The sequence below is a fragment of the Lentzea sp. NPDC003310 genome (assembly GCF_040610935.1).
GTDB lineage: Bacteria > Actinomycetota > Actinomycetes > Mycobacteriales > Pseudonocardiaceae > Lentzea.
This window is the reverse complement of record NZ_JBEXNC010000005.1, coordinates 441,837-456,003: the sequence shown is the minus strand read 5'-3', so window position 1 is coordinate 456,003 and position 14,167 is coordinate 441,837. Positions and strand designations below refer to the sequence as shown.

The following is a 14,167-nucleotide window of genomic DNA, read 5'->3' as shown; positions in this document are numbered from 1 at the left end:
TCCCCAATCGCGTTGAGTAGCGGGGGTTTTGTGGCAAACGGCAGTGCGAAGCGACGTCCCACCATCGGGATGATCACCGCTGGCCCGCTCATCGAGCTCGCGGGCGAGCAGTGGCGTGGTGTGAGCGACGGCGCTCAGCGCCTCGGGTGCGACCTCGTGTGCTTCGTGGGCAGCGAACTGGATCATCCGGATCCGCGCAAGCGCCGCGCGAACACGGTGTACGACCTCATCTCGCCCAACCGCATCGACGCACTCGTGGTGTGGACTACGCGCGTGGGCCAGCTCATCGGCTCCGATGGCATGCAGGAGTACATGCAGCGGTACGCGCCGATGCCCATCGTCAGCATGGAAACCAGTCTTGGCCAGTGGCCAACGATCCTGATGGACAACCGGGACGGCATGAAGCAGGCCGTCGACCACCTCATCGAGGTGCACGGCAAGCGGCGGATCGCGTTCGTCCGGGGGCCGCAAACGCATGCGGGCGCCCGGGAGCGGTTCCTCGGCTACGCGGATTCGTTGCGCAACCACGGGATTCCCTTCGACCCCGCGCTCGTCACGATGCCCGGTTCGTTCATCTGGGAACCCAACCGCGCGGCCGAGTCCGTGCGCAAGATGCTCGCACGGCTGGAGGAACCGCCGGACGCCATCGCGGCGGCGAACGACGACTACGCCATCGGGGTCGTGTCCGCGCTGGAGGAACTGGGTTTCCGCACGCCCGAGGACGTCGCCGTGGTCGGGTACGACAACCACGCGAACGTCCGCGCGCAGGACCTCGGCTACAGCACGGGAAGTCCGGCGTCGCGCGCGCAGCGCGAGGTGAGCGTCGCCGCGGCCACCCCGGCGTTCACCACCGTCCGCGCGCCGTTCCACGAGATGGGGTTCCGCGCCGCCGAGCTCGCGGTGGCGCTGGTGCGGGGCGAGCCGGCGCGGCAGGTGCAGACCATGCCGACCGAGCTGATCGTGCGCCGCTCGTGCGGCTGCCTGCCGTCCGGGCTCGGCGACCACGCGCCCGCGCACGACCGGTTGAGCATCAACGAGTCCGCGACCGCGTCCACCGTGGCCGACCACCTGCGCGGCTCGCTCGGGCCGTCCGCCGCGACGCTGCCGGAGGGCTGGGCCGAGCAGCTCGTCGTCGAGCTCATGGCGGCCGGGCGCGGTGAGGTGGAGGGCGCGGAGTTCCTGAAGCTGCTGGCCGAGTACATCCGCCGGAGCGCGCGCGCCGGGTGCGAACCGGCGCAGTGGTGGCCTCCGCTGTTCGACCTGCAGAGGTTCGTGACGGCCCGCATCAGTGACGCGACGATCATCAACGACCTGTGGCTGCGCGTGCAGTTGCTTCTGGGCGATGCGTTCGCCACGGACGCACGGTTCAAGTACATGTCCCACGAGCGTCACGACCAGACGGTGCGTGAAGCGGGACAACGGCTCATCGCGTCACGGGACGTGGTGGAGCTGAAAACCGCACTGGCCGAGGAGCTCCCTCGTCTGTCCATCCCGGGCTGTCACGTCATGGCGTACGACACGCCAGGCACGGCGCGCGCGCTCGTGCGGTACGAGAACGGCGAGCTCCTCACGCCGCCGGAGACGCCGTTCCCCACGATCAACCTGACGCCGTACCGGGTGCGGCGCACCGCCCCGTTCAACGCCCTGGTGGCGCCGCTCTACACCGACGAGGACCACCTCGGGTACGTCATCTTCGAGGAGGGCCCGGAGCCCGGCTGGATCTACGAAGCGGTGCAGCAGCAGCTCAGCAGCGCGTTGCGCAGCATCCGGCTGATGCAGGAGCTGAAGGACGCACGCGCACGGCTCGAAGAACGCGTCGGCGAGACCGAGGCCCAGCTTCGGCACGCGCAGAAGATGGAGGCCATCGGCCGGTTGACCGGTGGCATCGCGCACGACTTCAACAACATCCTCACGGTCGTGAACGGCAACAGCGAGATGCTGCTGCGCCGCACCCTCCAGGACGATCCGCGCCGCACGGCCATCGAGGACATCAAGCACGCCGGCGAACGCGCCGCGAACCTCACGCGCCAGCTGCTCGCCTTCACCCGCCAGCAGGTCCTGCACCCGGAGTCCCTGGACCTCAAGGAGAACCTCACCAAGGTCCACTCGATGCTGCGCACGCTCGTCGGCGACCACATCGAGCTGGAGATGCACCTGCCGGACGGCGTCGCACGGGTGTGGGCGGACGCGGGCCAGGTCGAGCAGATCCTGTTCAACCTCGCGGTCAACTCCCGCGACGCCATGCCCGACGGCGGCACGCTGCGGATCGAGCTGGCGGGCAGGAGGCTCGGCGCGGGCGACACCGGCCGGATCGTCGGGGTACGGCCGGGCGAGTACGTCGTGATGCGCGTGCAGGACACCGGCTCCGGCATGGCCCCGGACGTGCAGGCGCAGGTGTTCGAGCCGTACTTCACCACCAAGCCGGTCGGCAAGGGCACCGGGCTCGGCCTGTCCACGGTGTTCGGCATCGTGCAGCAGTCCGGCGGGCAGCTCGAACTGATCAGCGCGCCGGGCGAGGGCACGACCGTGGAGGTCTACCTGCCCGTGCCGATCGAACGCGACGGCACGCCGGAAGCGCCGTGCGCGCGCCGTCCCACCACGCACCAAGGAGCGGGCACGGTGCTTCTCGTGGAGGACGACGCGCAGGTGCGGGTCATGACCCGGCGCTCGCTGGAGATCGCGGGCTACGCGGTGATCGAGGCGGGCGACGGCCAGGAGGCGTTGCAGCTCGCCACGGCGCACCGCAGCACCATCGACCTCGTGCTGACCGACGTCGTGATGCCGAAGATGGGCGGCCCCGAGCTCGTGCGGCTGCTGCGCTCGACCGGGGCGGCGCCCGCGGTGATCTACATGTCCGGCTACACGACCGACGAGGTCCTCGACGACGAGGTGCTGATCACCAAGCCGTACGTGGAGTCCGTGCTGCTCGAACGCGTGCGCGAGGTGCTGGCCCAGGACTCCTGACGACCGGTCAGGACGCTTCGGCGCGGTCGGCGAGCACGGCGCGGATCGTCTCGTCGAGCGTCTCCAGCCGGAACGGCTTCTGCAGGTACGCGGCGACCTCGTGGCCCGCGAACCGCCGCTCCAGCGACGTGCGGTCGTAGCCGCTCGTCAGCACCACCGGCACGGTCAGGCCCTCGCGCTCCAGCTCCGCGAGCACCTCCTCGCCGGACAGGCCCGGCATGCTGTGGTCGAGCAGCATCGCGCCCACGTCGGCGGACCGCTCGCGCAGGATCGCGATCGCCTCGTCACCGTCGCTGGCCTGCAGAACGGTGCAGCCCAGCTCCTCGAGCAGGCTCACGGTGTACCTACGCACGGGATCCTCGTCCTCGACGACGAGCACCAGCCCAGCCAGCGACATGCGGGCAAGTATGCCGGAAACTATTCGTGTCCTCAGCACCAGGTGGCCCTCAATTTCCGGCAATTCTTCACGAACTGCTCCATCAGGATGACATGGGCCATTTGGATCACACCATTGGTTGAGGCTCTGCGCTAACCTTCGCGGCACCGCTGCCGCTCCACGCTGAGAAAGAGGCACCAGGAAAGGCCAACTTCATGCGTAAAGCGACGGCAGCAGCCGCTCTGGCCGTGCTGTTCACATTGTCGTCAGCACCCGCGCACGCGTCGACGATTCCTTCGGAGCGCGTGACGATCGACGTGGTGACGGTGAACGGTTCCGGGTGCAAGCAGGGCACCGCCGAAGTGATCGTCTCCCCCGACAACACCTCGTTCTGGGTGATCTACAGCGACTACCTGGCCCAGGCGGGCAAAGGTGCGGCCGCGACGGACTTCCGGAAGAACTGCCAGCTGACACTGCAGGTCAACGTGCCGCAGGGCTTCAGCTACGGCATCGCGGAAGCGACCTACGGCGGCTACGGGTACCTCCGCCCCGGCGCCACCGGCTACCAGTCGGTGAATTACTACTTCCAGGGCCAATCGGCCACCACCACGTGGAAGCACACGTTCACCGGGCCGTTCGACGACAACTGGTCGATCACCCACCGGACCGAGTTCTCCGAGATCGTCTGGGCGCCGTGCGGCGAGAAGAAGAATCTCAACGTCAACAGCGCACTGCGAGTCGACAAGGGTAGCTCGGACGCCAATACAAACAGTTTCATGACCATGGACTACCAGCGCGGAGAAGTGCGCACGCTGCACCACTTCTCGTGGAAGCGCTGCTGATTTTCCGACAAAAGGCCGCCGCCACCGAAGTCCAACCGCCGCCACCCTCCCCGCGAGACGCGTTTGGAAAGGTGCCCCATGCTCAACGCGGTTGCCGCTGCCCTGCTGGCCTCGACCATCGTCATCCCGCCCGGCGCTCCCAACGAGACGCCGCCGCCCGACCACATCACGATCGACATCGTCACGGTCAACGGCTCCGGGTGCCCGGCGGGCACGGCGGCCGTCGCGGTGTCCGAGGACAACAAGGCGTTCACCGTCACCTACAGCGACTACCTGGCCCAGGTCGGCGTCGGCGCCCGGCCGACGGACTTCCGCAAGAACTGCCAGCTCAACCTGAGGGTCAACGTCCCGCAGGGCTTCACCTACGGCATCGCCCAGGCCGACTACAGAGGCTTCGCGCACCTGGAGAGAGGCGCGTACGCCATTCAGAAGGCCAACTACTACTTCCAGGGCATGTCGCAGAACGACAGCGCCCAGCACCGCTACAACGGCCCGCACAGCGACGACTGGCAGGCCACGGACACGACCGAGGTCGCCGCGATCGTGTACTCACCGTGCGGCGAGAAGCGGAACTTCAACATCAACACCGAGCTCCGCGTGTACCCCGGTTCGTCGAACACGGCCACGACGACCAGTTTCGTGTCGATGGACTCCACGGACGGTGCGATCGACACGACCTACCAGTTCAGCTGGAAGACGTGCCCGTAGAGGTCTCTCCGTAGTGCTGTGGTGACCGCACGCGCTCGCACGAGCGTGTGCGGTCGCACATATGTGAGCCGGGCGCCGTACAGATTCGCGTGTGCGGGCGTCTTACCCCCATGACGGGGCAGGTCGGGGTAAAGGGGCAGCCAATGCCATCCGCCGCATACGCGCAGTACGGTGAGGGTCGGAAGGCGCACAGGGGAGGTCGGATCCTGACCACGACGCTGCTCCCGGCCAGACGGTCGGCGGAGAGGGCGACCGGCTCGCGCTGGCCGCTCAGCGGTGACTACCGCCAGGTCCTCGCGGACCTGGCGTTGATCTTCTTCGCCGTGCTCGACGTCTGGTTGTACGAGCTGTGGCTGGAAGCGGACCCGATCACGGACCTGCCGCCGATCGAGAACTACCAGCTGTGGCTCAACTGGCTCGCCGTCGGCGCGCTGGTCCTGCGGCGCCGGTTCCCGTTCCTCACGCTCGTGCTGACCATCCCCGGCTTCTTCGTCGGCTGGTCGCAGCTCGCCGCGATGATCGCCCTCTACACCGTCGCCCGCCGCTACATCGGCGGCTGGCAGACCGGCCTCGCGGCCGCGCTGGTGTGGTTGTGCCGGTTCGTGGCGTGGCCGTTCGAGGAGCTGATCGAACGCCCCGCGTCCGGCCACTTCCACTCGGCGATCTACGGCTTCCTGGTGGCGGGCCTGCCGATCGCGATCGGCCTGCTGGTGCACGCGCGCCAGGAGCTCTCCGACCGCATCTCCGAACTGGCCGAGTCCCGCGAGAGAGAGCGTGTGCTCCACGCGCACGCCATCCGTGCGGACGAACGGGCAAAGCTCGCCCGCGAGATGCATGACGTCGTGTCACACCAGGTCAGCCTCATCGCGATGCAGGCGGGTGCGCTGCGCATGGCCGTGGCCGACGCGGAGCACAAGCAGGTCGCCGGCACCATCCGCACGTTGTCGACGCGCACGCTCGACGAGCTCCGCCAGCTCGTGTCGGTCCTGCGCACCACGGACGACAACCAGCCGGGCGTCGACGACCTGTCCGAACTGGCCGCCGACGCCGGCTTCGAGGTGTCGGTGCAGCTCAAGGGCCCCGTCGAGGACCTGGCCGCGCCGGTGTCCGGAGCCGTCTACCGGACGGTGCAGGAGGCGCTGACGAACATCCGCAAGCACGCCGTGGGCGCGAGCGCGACGGTGTTCATCGACGCCCAGTACGACGACAACGTGCTGGTCGAGGTGCGCAACACCGCGCCGGACAGCCCGTCGTCGTCGCTGCCGAGCGGTGGCCACGGCCTGGTCGGCCTGCGCGAGCGCGCCACCCTGCTCGGTGGCGAGTTCTCCGCGGGGCCGACCGAGGACGGCGGTTTCCTGGTGTCCGCGACGTTCCCGAGGGAACGCGTCATCACCGATTGAAGCGCTGGAACGCGTGGAACGACTTCTTGGGTTCCAGGCGATACGGCGAGTTCTCGTCGTCGAAGCGCTCACGGATCGTGCGCAGCAGGCTGTACGAGGCCATGTCGTAGTCGCGATCCCGACACGTCGGGTGGTGCGGCGAGTCCGGCGTGATGACCGAGTACAGGTGTGATCCCTCGACATCGGGCTGTGCGGCGAACACGCGCAACATGCGTGCGACGTGGTCGGCCTGCTCGCGTTCGTTCCGCTCGAAGCCGGGCTTGATCACCGGCGGGTCGGCCTCGTAGTCGACGATGTCCCAGCCCATCCCGCCGGCGACCGCCGCACCCGTGAAGGTGCAGCAGCCGTACTCCAGGACCATCAGCGGCTTGCCCCAGCGCCGGTAGCCGTCGAGGTCGGCGGTGTACTCGGCGTCGGTCTCGAAGTGCTGGTAGTAGTCGAGGCCGACGAGGTCGAACAGCGACCAGTCGTTCCACCGGGCGTCGGCGCCGGCGGCCGCGCCGTAGGTGATCCGGCCGCAGAACTCCCGGCGCGTCACCTCCACGGCCTTGGCCATGAACTCCCGGAACCGCCGGATGACGGCGGGCCAGTCCGTGATCGACGGCATGGCGGCGATCCGGTCGAGGAAGGTGTCGCCGGGGATGATGCCGGGCGTGAAGAGGAAGTGCTCGCAGCCGGTCACGAACGTGATCTCGTCGCCACGCCGCTTCTTCTCGGCCGTGCGCGCGGCCTCGGCCATGTGCGCCAGGACCTCCTCTTGCGGGTGGTCATAGAGCCGTGGCTGCACGAAGACCCGCATGCCGTGCCGTAGGGCCGTGTCCGTCGTCTCGGCGAGACGGCCGAGGTCTGTGCCGAACGCCGTGATCGACGGGCAGCGGAGGTCCTCGGCGATGAGCCGGATCTCCCGTTCCAGCTGCGGCCGGCTCCAGCGCGCCCGGCTCAGCGGGTCCCCCACCGCGTGCAGGACGCCGGTGTCGTAGCAGACCCCGCCCCGCTTCCTCGGCGCCGCGGACGCCACTCCCCCGACGCTCATCAGCGCCGCGGCCCCCGCGACGGACTTCAGGAACACCTTTCGACTGATCATGGTTCCCCCTCGACTAGTTACTCAACTAGGCTGCTATTCATGCAACCAGAAAATCGGTCGGGCGGCCAGAAGCGCAGCTTCATCGAGGACGCCCGGCGCGGTCAGATCGTGGCCGCGACCATCGCGACGATCACCGAGGTCGGGTACGCGAAGGCGTCGTTCGTGCAGATCGCACGGCGTGCGGAGATCAGCCCGGGACTCATCACGTACCACTTCGCCAAACGCGAGGAACTGATGAAGCAGGTCATGCTGACCGTGCACGACTCGATGGACCGCGCACTGACCGCACGCACCGAGAGCGCCACTGACCACGTCACGGCGCTAAGGCAGCTCATCGAGGGGTTCGTGCACTACTGCGCGGAGCACCCGGCGGAGCTCATCGCGATCTCGCAGATCGCGGCCGCCGCCAGGGACGCCGAATCCGCGCGGACGTGGGCGGAGGAGCAGAACGAGCGCACGCTCGCCGAGCTGGAGGACATGTTCCGCGAGGGCCAGGAGGCGGGTGTGCTGCGGGAGTTCGCGCCACGCGTGATGGCGGTGTCCGTGCTCGCCGCGATGGAGGCGGCGCCGGCCGAGCTCATGACCCGGCCGGACACCGACGTCTCCGGTTACGCGAGGGAGCTCGCGGACCTGTTCGAACGAGCGGTCAGGGCCGCTTAGAGGCGAGCGACGCGCTCAACGCCGCCGCCGCGCCGAGCACCCCGCAGGTGAGCGCGATCGACAGCAACGGCTCGTGCTCCAGCAGCACGGACACGAGCAGCCACACGGCCACGCCGAGCGTGAACCCGAGCGGCACGGACGCGATCACCGCCGCCATGCCGGTCTGCCGGCGCCGCAACGCCCGCAGGTTCGACTCCAGGTAGGCGAACGCGAAGAGCAGCAACAGCACCGACCCGGTGCCCATGAGGCTCAGCCACGGCGTCTGGTTCGACACGAGCAGCAGCTCACGGCCGTCGATGTCGGCCGACACCGCCCCGCCCACGATCCAGCGCGTCGCACCGGGCAGCTCGAAGCCCTCCGGTCCGCGCGGGACGTTCGCGAGCTCGATCCCGGCCAGGCTCACGACGAGCCGCTCCCCCGCCTCCACGACGGGGTTGGCGAGGTTCGTGCTGATCTCGGGCAGCCCTCGGCCGGACGTCGTGAACGGCACCACGGCCATCGCGATCAACGCGAGCGCCGCCACCAGCCACAACGCCCACGGCGTCGACGGCGGCTTGATCACCTGCGCGGCCGGCACCAGCGTGCTGCTGCCGCTCAGGCGCGCGGCCGGCACCGGGTCCACCAGCGTGGCCCGGATCCGCTGGCCGGTGAGCGTCACCGTGTCGCGCTCGGGCACGGGCCGCAGCGACGGCCGCGTGGACGACGCCGACACCTGCGGCGCGAGGTGCACCGGCATGTTCAGCCGCATCAGCCAGTCCGGGCCGAACAGGTGGGCCGCCGCGCCCGCCAGGTCGATCGCGAACGTCTCGGCGTTGCGGTAGCGCGCCTCGGGCTCCCGCGCGATGCTGCGCATCACCACGCCCGCCAGGGGTTCGGGCACCTTCGGCAGCGGCCGCGGGTCCTGGAACACCCGCTTCTGGATCATCGCGATCGGGCCGCCGCCGCGTTCGAACGGCAGGTCGCCGCAGAGCAGTTCGTAGAGCATCGTGCCGGTCGCGTAGACGTCGGCGGCGGGCGAGAGCGGGTTGCCCATCGCCTGCTCCGGCGCGATGTAGGCGGGCGTGCCGAGCACCGCGCCGCCGTGCGTCACGAGCGTCGCGCCCTCCGACACCACCTGCGAGATGCCGAAGTCCGCCACCTTCACCACACCGTGGGAGGTGAAGAGCAGGTTCTTCGGCTTCACGTCGAGGTGCAGCACCCCGGCCGTGTGCGCGGCGTGCAGCCCGGACAGCGCCGCGAGGACGATCCCGCACGACTGCTGGGCGGTGAGGCCGTCGCTCGCGAACCGCGACCAGACCGTGCCGCCGTCGAGGCGTTCCATCACCAGCAGGTGCTCGCCCTGCTGCCGCACGTAGTCGTAGACCGGCACGATGTGCGGGTGGTCGAGCCGCGCGAGCAGCCGTGCCTCGTGCTCGAACCGCTCGCTCATCCGCGGGTCCTCGGCCACCGCGTGCGGCAGCCGCTTGATCGCCACGGGCCGCCCGAGCTGCCGGTGCACCCCGCCGTAGACGACCCCCATGCCGCCCTCGCCGATCTGCTCGCCGACGGCGTACTGCGGCAGCGCGGCGACCACACTGGACTGGGTCACCGCTGGATCCTCACGGTGTCCGCGTCCAGTGAGGACGGTGGCTTCTCACCCGGATGTGGCGTCACATAGCCAAGAACGAACGCGGCCGCGGCCGCACCGAGGATGAACGGGATCTCCGCCGTCGGCGACGGCGCCACGAGCCGCAGCACCGACAGCGAGATCACGGCGATCAACCCGGTCCCGATTCCGGCGGGCAGGAACCGCATGGCCCGCTGCCACCGGTTCGCGGGAAGGCGGCGCCGCGCGAGCGCGATCAACGCCCCGGCCCACGACAACGCCGTCAGCACGAGCACGCCCAGCCCGAACGCCCCGTAGACCGACCAGAGCGACCCCTTGACGTCCCCGGTCGTCTCGACCGACGCGATGCTCTCCCGCTGCACGTCGATGACCTCGACCGTGACCGGGAGGAGACCGATCGCCTGCGACCCGAGGTCCGTGGGCTCGAGCGGGAACGACCGCGTCTCCGAGGACTTCGCCGGCACGTCGAACGGAACCGTTGTGTCGTAAGAGAAGAAGGTCAACGCCAGCGCGCTGCCGCTGATCCGCACGGTCTTCACGCGCTGCAGCGTGCTCGTGTTGTTGCGGACGGTGATGGAGACCTTCGCGGACTGCGACGGGTCGAGCACGAGGGTCCCTACTCCGACCGGCCTACCGTCCACATCGGCCTCGAGGATCACGGACCCGTCCTGTGCGGAGGCCGTCGACGGGAGCAGCATAATTCCGCACAACAGCAGTAAACCTGCACCGGCCATGCGACGTCTCACTAGCGCACCTTAGGTTCTGATCCGGGGAGAGGGAATGCGGTCTTTAGGTCTACTCGTGGCTGTAGCAGCCGGTGTTACGGTGCTCGTCGCCACACCTGCGGCCGCACAGCAGCAGACGACGGTGACCGCGAATCCTAACAGCGGCCCAGCCGGCTCAAGCGCGACTTTCACCTGGTCAGGCTTCATCAGATGCAAGGGCACCGTACGCATCAACTGGGCCGGGAGCGTCCTGGTCACCGCGCCGTACGCGTCCGCCGGTTCAGTCACGGCGACCATCCCGGCCGGGAGCAAGGTGGGCACCTACACCTTCACCGCGACCGACGACTGCCAGCACATGGCGCGCAACCAGTTCACGGTGACACCGCCTCCCCCGGTCACCACGACCAAGCCGCCCGTCACGACGCAGCCGCCCGTCACCAACCCGCCGGTGACGAACCCACCCGTCACTACCCGTCCCCCGGTCGTCACCACCACGACTCCCCCGGTGACCACCACGACGACGACCACCACGACCACCACGGACCCGTCGACGCCCTCCACCTCCACGACCGACGTCTTCACCGGCCCCGAGGACGGCGTCCTGGTCCTGGACAAGGAGAACATCCAGCCCGGTGACGACCTGACCGCGACCGGCAAGGGCTGCCCCAAGGGCGCGGACGTGACCCTGAAGTCGCTCGGCCAGGACGTCGGCAAGACGACGGCCGACGACAACGGCGACTTCCGCTCCCCGGTGCGGTTCGCGAACATCGAGCCCGGCCGCCACAAGGTGCGCGCGGAGTGCGGCATCGTGCTCGTCGGCAACGTGGACGTGACGCTGATGAGCTCGTCCGGCGGCTCGACCAGCACGCTCGTGGTGCTGCTGTTCTTCCTGCTCGTGGGTGCGGCGATGCTGCGCCGCCAGTTCAGTGGTCTGCGGCGATAACAGCGAGAACGCGAAAGGCCCCCTCTCCGCAGGACGAGGGGGCCTTTCGCGTTGATCAGCGAGCCAAGGGTCTACGGCTCTTCGCGCTGACGGCGGAGCTTGGCGAGAGCCTCTTCGAGGATCGCCTCGCCGTCCGCGTCGGAGCGCCGCTCCTTCACGTACGCAAGGTGCGTCTTGTACGGCTCGTTGCGCGGAGGCGCGGGTGGCGTCTGCTCGTCACGGCCTGCCGGCAGGCCGCAGCGCGGACAGTCCCAGTTCTCCGGGATCTCCGCGTCGACCGCGAAGGAAGGACGGGACTCGTGACCGTTCGCGCACCAGTACGACACCCGACGACGAGGCGCGGACTCGCCGCGCTCCGATTCGCCCATCGGGCCTGCGCCGACGCGGGTACCGCGAATCGCGTTACCACCGGACATCGACCGTTACACCCCCACCAAGTGGTTACTCCAAGCCCCGGAGGGCTTCTGCCGCTGAACGGTTGATCAGGCTCCGGGGAGCTTGATCAGCAGTCCGATGCCCACGATGGCGATGACCCACACCGCGCCGACGAAGAGCGTCAGGCGGTCCAGGTTCTTCTCGACCACGGAGGAACCGGACAGACTCGACTGCATACCGCCGCCGAACAGCGAGGAGAGGCCGCCACCACGGCCGCGGTGCAAGAGCACGAGCAGCACCAGCAGCACGCTGGAGACGATCAACAGGATCTGCAGGAACAGGATCATTTCTTCCTCGCTGTCAGGCAGCCGACGCCATAGAGTACCTGTTCGACTGCCGAACGTGTGCAACCAGTGGGGTCAGGGATTCAAATGCGGTGACCACCCACATTAGCCGCTGAAAGGGCAGGCCAAGGCGGGTGGTCACCACGTCTGATCAACTTAGGGCAGCGGCCCGCCCGCGGCCAGGGCGCACAGCTTGGTGAATTCGTCGGCCTGCAGGCTGGCACCGCCGACGAGCGCGCCGTCGATGTCCTTCTGGCCGATGAGCTCGCCGATGTTCGACGACTTCACCGAGCCGCCGTAGAGCACGCGCACGACGGAAGCGGTCTCCTCGCCGTACTTCTCCGCCACGAACGAGCGGACGACCGAGCAGACCTCCTGCGCGTCCGCGGACGACGCGGTCTTGCCGGTGCCGATCGCCCACACGGGCTCGTAGGCGAACACGATCTTCGCGACCTGCTCGGCCGTGAAGCCCTTGAGACCGTCCTCCAACTGCTGGCGCACCAGCTCCAGGTGGCCCTTGGCCTCGCGGACGTCGAGCTTCTCGCCGAAGCAGAAGATCGGGGTGACCTCGACCTTCAGCGCCGCCTTGATCTTGGCGTTGACGATCGCGTCCGTCTCGCCGTGGTACTCGCGGCGCTCGGAGTGCCCGACGACCACGTAGTGGCAGCCGAGCTTCTTGATCATCGGGCCGGAGACCTCGCCGGTGTAGGCACCGGAGTCGTGCTGCGAGATGTCCTGCGCGCCGTACTTGATGAGCAGCTTGTCGCCGTCGACCAGCGTCTGGATGCTGCGGATGTCGACGAACGGGGGAAGAACGGCCACCTCGACCTTGGCGAAGTACTTCTCCGGCAGGGAGAAGGCGATCTTCTGCACGAGGCCGATCGCCTCGAGGTGGTTGAGGTTCATCTTCCAGTTGCCCGCGATGAGCGGGAGCCGGGCTGCCATCAGGACTCCAAAACGCTGATGCCGGGGAGTTCCTTGCCTTCCAGGAACTCCAGGGACGCGCCACCACCGGTGGAGATGTGCGAGAAGCCGTCCTCGGGCAGGCCGAGCGCGCGCACGGCCGCGGCCGAGTCGCCGCCACCGACGACGGTGAACGCCTCGGACTTCACGAGCGCCTCGGCGACGGCACGGGTGCCTCCGGCGTAGGTCTCGATCTCGAAGACGCCCATCGGGCCGTTCCAGAAGACGGTCTTCGCGTCGGCGAGCTTCGACGCGAACAGCTCGCGGGACTTCGGGCCGATGTCGAGGCCCATCTTGTCCGCGGGGATCGCGTCGGTGCCGACGACGTCGTGCTCGACGTTGCCGAACTCTGCCGTGACCAGCACGTCGACCGGGAGCACGAGCTCGACGCCGCGCTTCTCCGCGTCGGCGAGGAAGCCCTTGACCTTGTCGAGCTGGTCTTCCTGCAGCAGGGACGTGCCGACCTCGTGGCCCTGGGCCTTGAGGAACGTGTACGCCATGCCGCCGCCGATGAGAAGCCGGTCGACCTTGGTCAGCAGGTTCTCGATGACGCCGAGCTTGTCGGACACCTTCGAGCCGCCGAGCGCCACGACGTACGGGCGCTCCAGGTCGTCGGTGAGCTTGCGCAGCACGCCGAGCTCGGTCTCGACGAGACCGCCGACGTACGCGGGCAGCTTCCGCGCCACGTCGTAGACGGACGCCTGCTTGCGGTGCACGACGCCGAAGCCGTCGGAGACGAACGCGTCCGCGAACGAGGCCAGCTCGTCGGCGAGCTCCGCGCGCTCCGCGTCGACCTTCGAGGTCTCGCGGGCGTCGAAGCGCACGTTCTCCAGCATCACGACGCCACCGTCGGTCAGCGCGCCGACCACGGAGGTGGCGGACGGGCCGACGAGGTCGGAGGCGAGCGCGACCTCGGTGCCGAGCAGCTCACCGAGGCGAGCGGCGGCCGGGGCCAGGGAGAACTTGGGGTCCGGCTCGCCCTTGGGGCGGCCGAGGTGGGCGGTGACGACCACGCGGGCACCGGCGTCGGCCAGTGCCTTGATCGTCGGCACCGACGCGCGCACGCGGCCGTCGTCGGTGATCTTGTCGCCGTCGAGGGGGACGTTCAGGTCGGCGCGCACGAGGACGCGCCGACCCGAGACACCCTCGGCGAGCAGGTCGCTGAGAGTCTTCACTG

14 protein-coding genes are annotated in these 14,167 nt (G+C 68.9%); 6 read left to right on the top strand and 8 right to left on the bottom strand.

Features of this window, described 5'->3' with window-relative positions; all coding sequences use genetic code 11:
* Positions 1 to 69 precede the first annotated feature (69 nt).
* Entirely contained in the window at positions 70 to 2,964 is a 2,895-nt protein-coding gene (locus ABZX02_RS12225) for a substrate-binding domain-containing protein (RefSeq protein ID WP_355297480.1), read from the top strand.
* A gap of 7 nt (positions 2,965 to 2,971) precedes the next feature.
* Here the strand turns inward: ABZX02_RS12225 and ABZX02_RS12220 are convergent, their stop codons facing one another.
* The gene (locus tag ABZX02_RS12220) at positions 2,972 to 3,361 is read right to left on the bottom strand and encodes a response regulator (protein ID WP_355297478.1); all 390 of its coding nucleotides are present in this window, start codon (positions 3,359 to 3,361) and stop codon (positions 2,972 to 2,974) included.
* Positions 3,362 to 3,645: 284 nt separating this feature from the next.
* Here ABZX02_RS12220 and ABZX02_RS12215 point away from each other — a divergent pair, with 284 nt between their 5' ends.
* The 3 genes from ABZX02_RS12215 (at position 3,646) to ABZX02_RS12205 (ending at position 6,290) form a co-directional block, all read left to right on the top strand.
* Positions 3,646 to 4,182, top strand: coding sequence for a DUF4360 domain-containing protein (locus ABZX02_RS12215; RefSeq protein ID WP_355297476.1), 537 nt, complete (start codon positions 3,646 to 3,648; stop codon positions 4,180 to 4,182).
* A gap of 78 nt (positions 4,183 to 4,260) precedes the next feature.
* Positions 4,261 to 4,890, top strand: a complete 630-nt coding sequence (locus tag ABZX02_RS12210; protein ID WP_355297474.1) for a DUF4360 domain-containing protein — start codon at positions 4,261 to 4,263, stop codon at positions 4,888 to 4,890.
* A gap of 143 nt (positions 4,891 to 5,033) precedes the next feature.
* Positions 5,034 to 6,290 carry a histidine kinase gene (locus tag ABZX02_RS12205; RefSeq protein ID WP_355297473.1) on the top strand — a complete coding sequence of 419 codons (1,257 nt, stop codon included), beginning with the start codon at positions 5,034 to 5,036 and terminating at the stop codon, positions 6,288 to 6,290.
* Here the strand turns inward: ABZX02_RS12205 and ABZX02_RS12200 are convergent.
* Positions 6,280 to 7,374 (bottom strand): hypothetical protein, encoded by a 1,095-nt coding sequence (locus ABZX02_RS12200; RefSeq protein WP_355297471.1) that lies wholly within the window; start codon positions 7,372 to 7,374, stop codon positions 6,280 to 6,282. The genes ABZX02_RS12205 and ABZX02_RS12200 overlap by 11 nt on opposite strands.
* 39 nt (positions 7,375 to 7,413) lie before the next feature.
* Here ABZX02_RS12200 and ABZX02_RS12195 point away from each other — a divergent pair, with 39 nt between their 5' ends.
* Complete coding sequence (locus ABZX02_RS12195; protein WP_355297470.1) at positions 7,414 to 8,034, top strand: TetR/AcrR family transcriptional regulator; 621 nt, start codon at positions 7,414 to 7,416, stop codon at positions 8,032 to 8,034.
* On the opposite strand, the gene ABZX02_RS12190 is transcribed toward ABZX02_RS12195, so the two are convergent.
* Complete coding sequence (locus ABZX02_RS12190) at positions 8,021 to 9,622, bottom strand: serine/threonine-protein kinase (RefSeq protein ID WP_355297468.1); 1,602 nt, start codon at positions 9,620 to 9,622, stop codon at positions 8,021 to 8,023. The genes ABZX02_RS12195 and ABZX02_RS12190 overlap by 14 nt on opposite strands.
* Entirely contained in the window at positions 9,619 to 10,299 is a 681-nt protein-coding gene (locus ABZX02_RS12185) for a hypothetical protein (RefSeq protein WP_355297466.1), read from the bottom strand. Before ABZX02_RS12185 ends, ABZX02_RS12190 begins: the two co-directional genes overlap by 4 nt.
* Positions 10,300 to 10,678: 379 nt before the next feature.
* Between ABZX02_RS12185 and ABZX02_RS12180 the strand changes: the two genes are divergently transcribed.
* On the top strand, positions 10,679 to 11,308 hold the full coding sequence (locus tag ABZX02_RS12180; RefSeq protein WP_355297464.1) for a hypothetical protein: 630 nt from the start codon (positions 10,679 to 10,681) through the stop codon (positions 11,306 to 11,308).
* 71 nt (positions 11,309 to 11,379) lie between these two features.
* Here ABZX02_RS12180 and ABZX02_RS12175 read toward each other — a convergent pair whose 3' ends face one another.
* The 4 genes from ABZX02_RS12175 to ABZX02_RS12160 all read right to left on the bottom strand — a co-directional run bounded on the left by ABZX02_RS12175 (position 11,380) and on the right by ABZX02_RS12160 (position 14,165).
* Positions 11,380 to 11,724, bottom strand: coding sequence for an RNA polymerase-binding protein RbpA (locus tag ABZX02_RS12175; protein WP_053738343.1), 345 nt, complete (start codon positions 11,722 to 11,724; stop codon positions 11,380 to 11,382).
* 66 nt (positions 11,725 to 11,790) lie between these two features.
* Entirely contained in the window at positions 11,791 to 12,030 is a 240-nt protein-coding gene (gene secG / locus ABZX02_RS12170) for a preprotein translocase subunit SecG (protein ID WP_089958273.1), read from the bottom strand.
* 153 nt (positions 12,031 to 12,183) lie between these two features.
* Positions 12,184 to 12,972, bottom strand: coding sequence for a triose-phosphate isomerase (gene tpiA / locus ABZX02_RS12165; protein ID WP_355297462.1), 789 nt, complete (start codon positions 12,970 to 12,972; stop codon positions 12,184 to 12,186).
* Positions 12,972 to 14,165 carry a phosphoglycerate kinase gene (locus ABZX02_RS12160; protein WP_355297460.1) on the bottom strand — a complete coding sequence of 398 codons (1,194 nt, stop codon included), beginning with the start codon at positions 14,163 to 14,165 and terminating at the stop codon, positions 12,972 to 12,974. Before ABZX02_RS12160 ends, tpiA begins: the two co-directional genes overlap by 1 nt.
* Positions 14,166 to 14,167 lie beyond the last annotated feature (2 nt).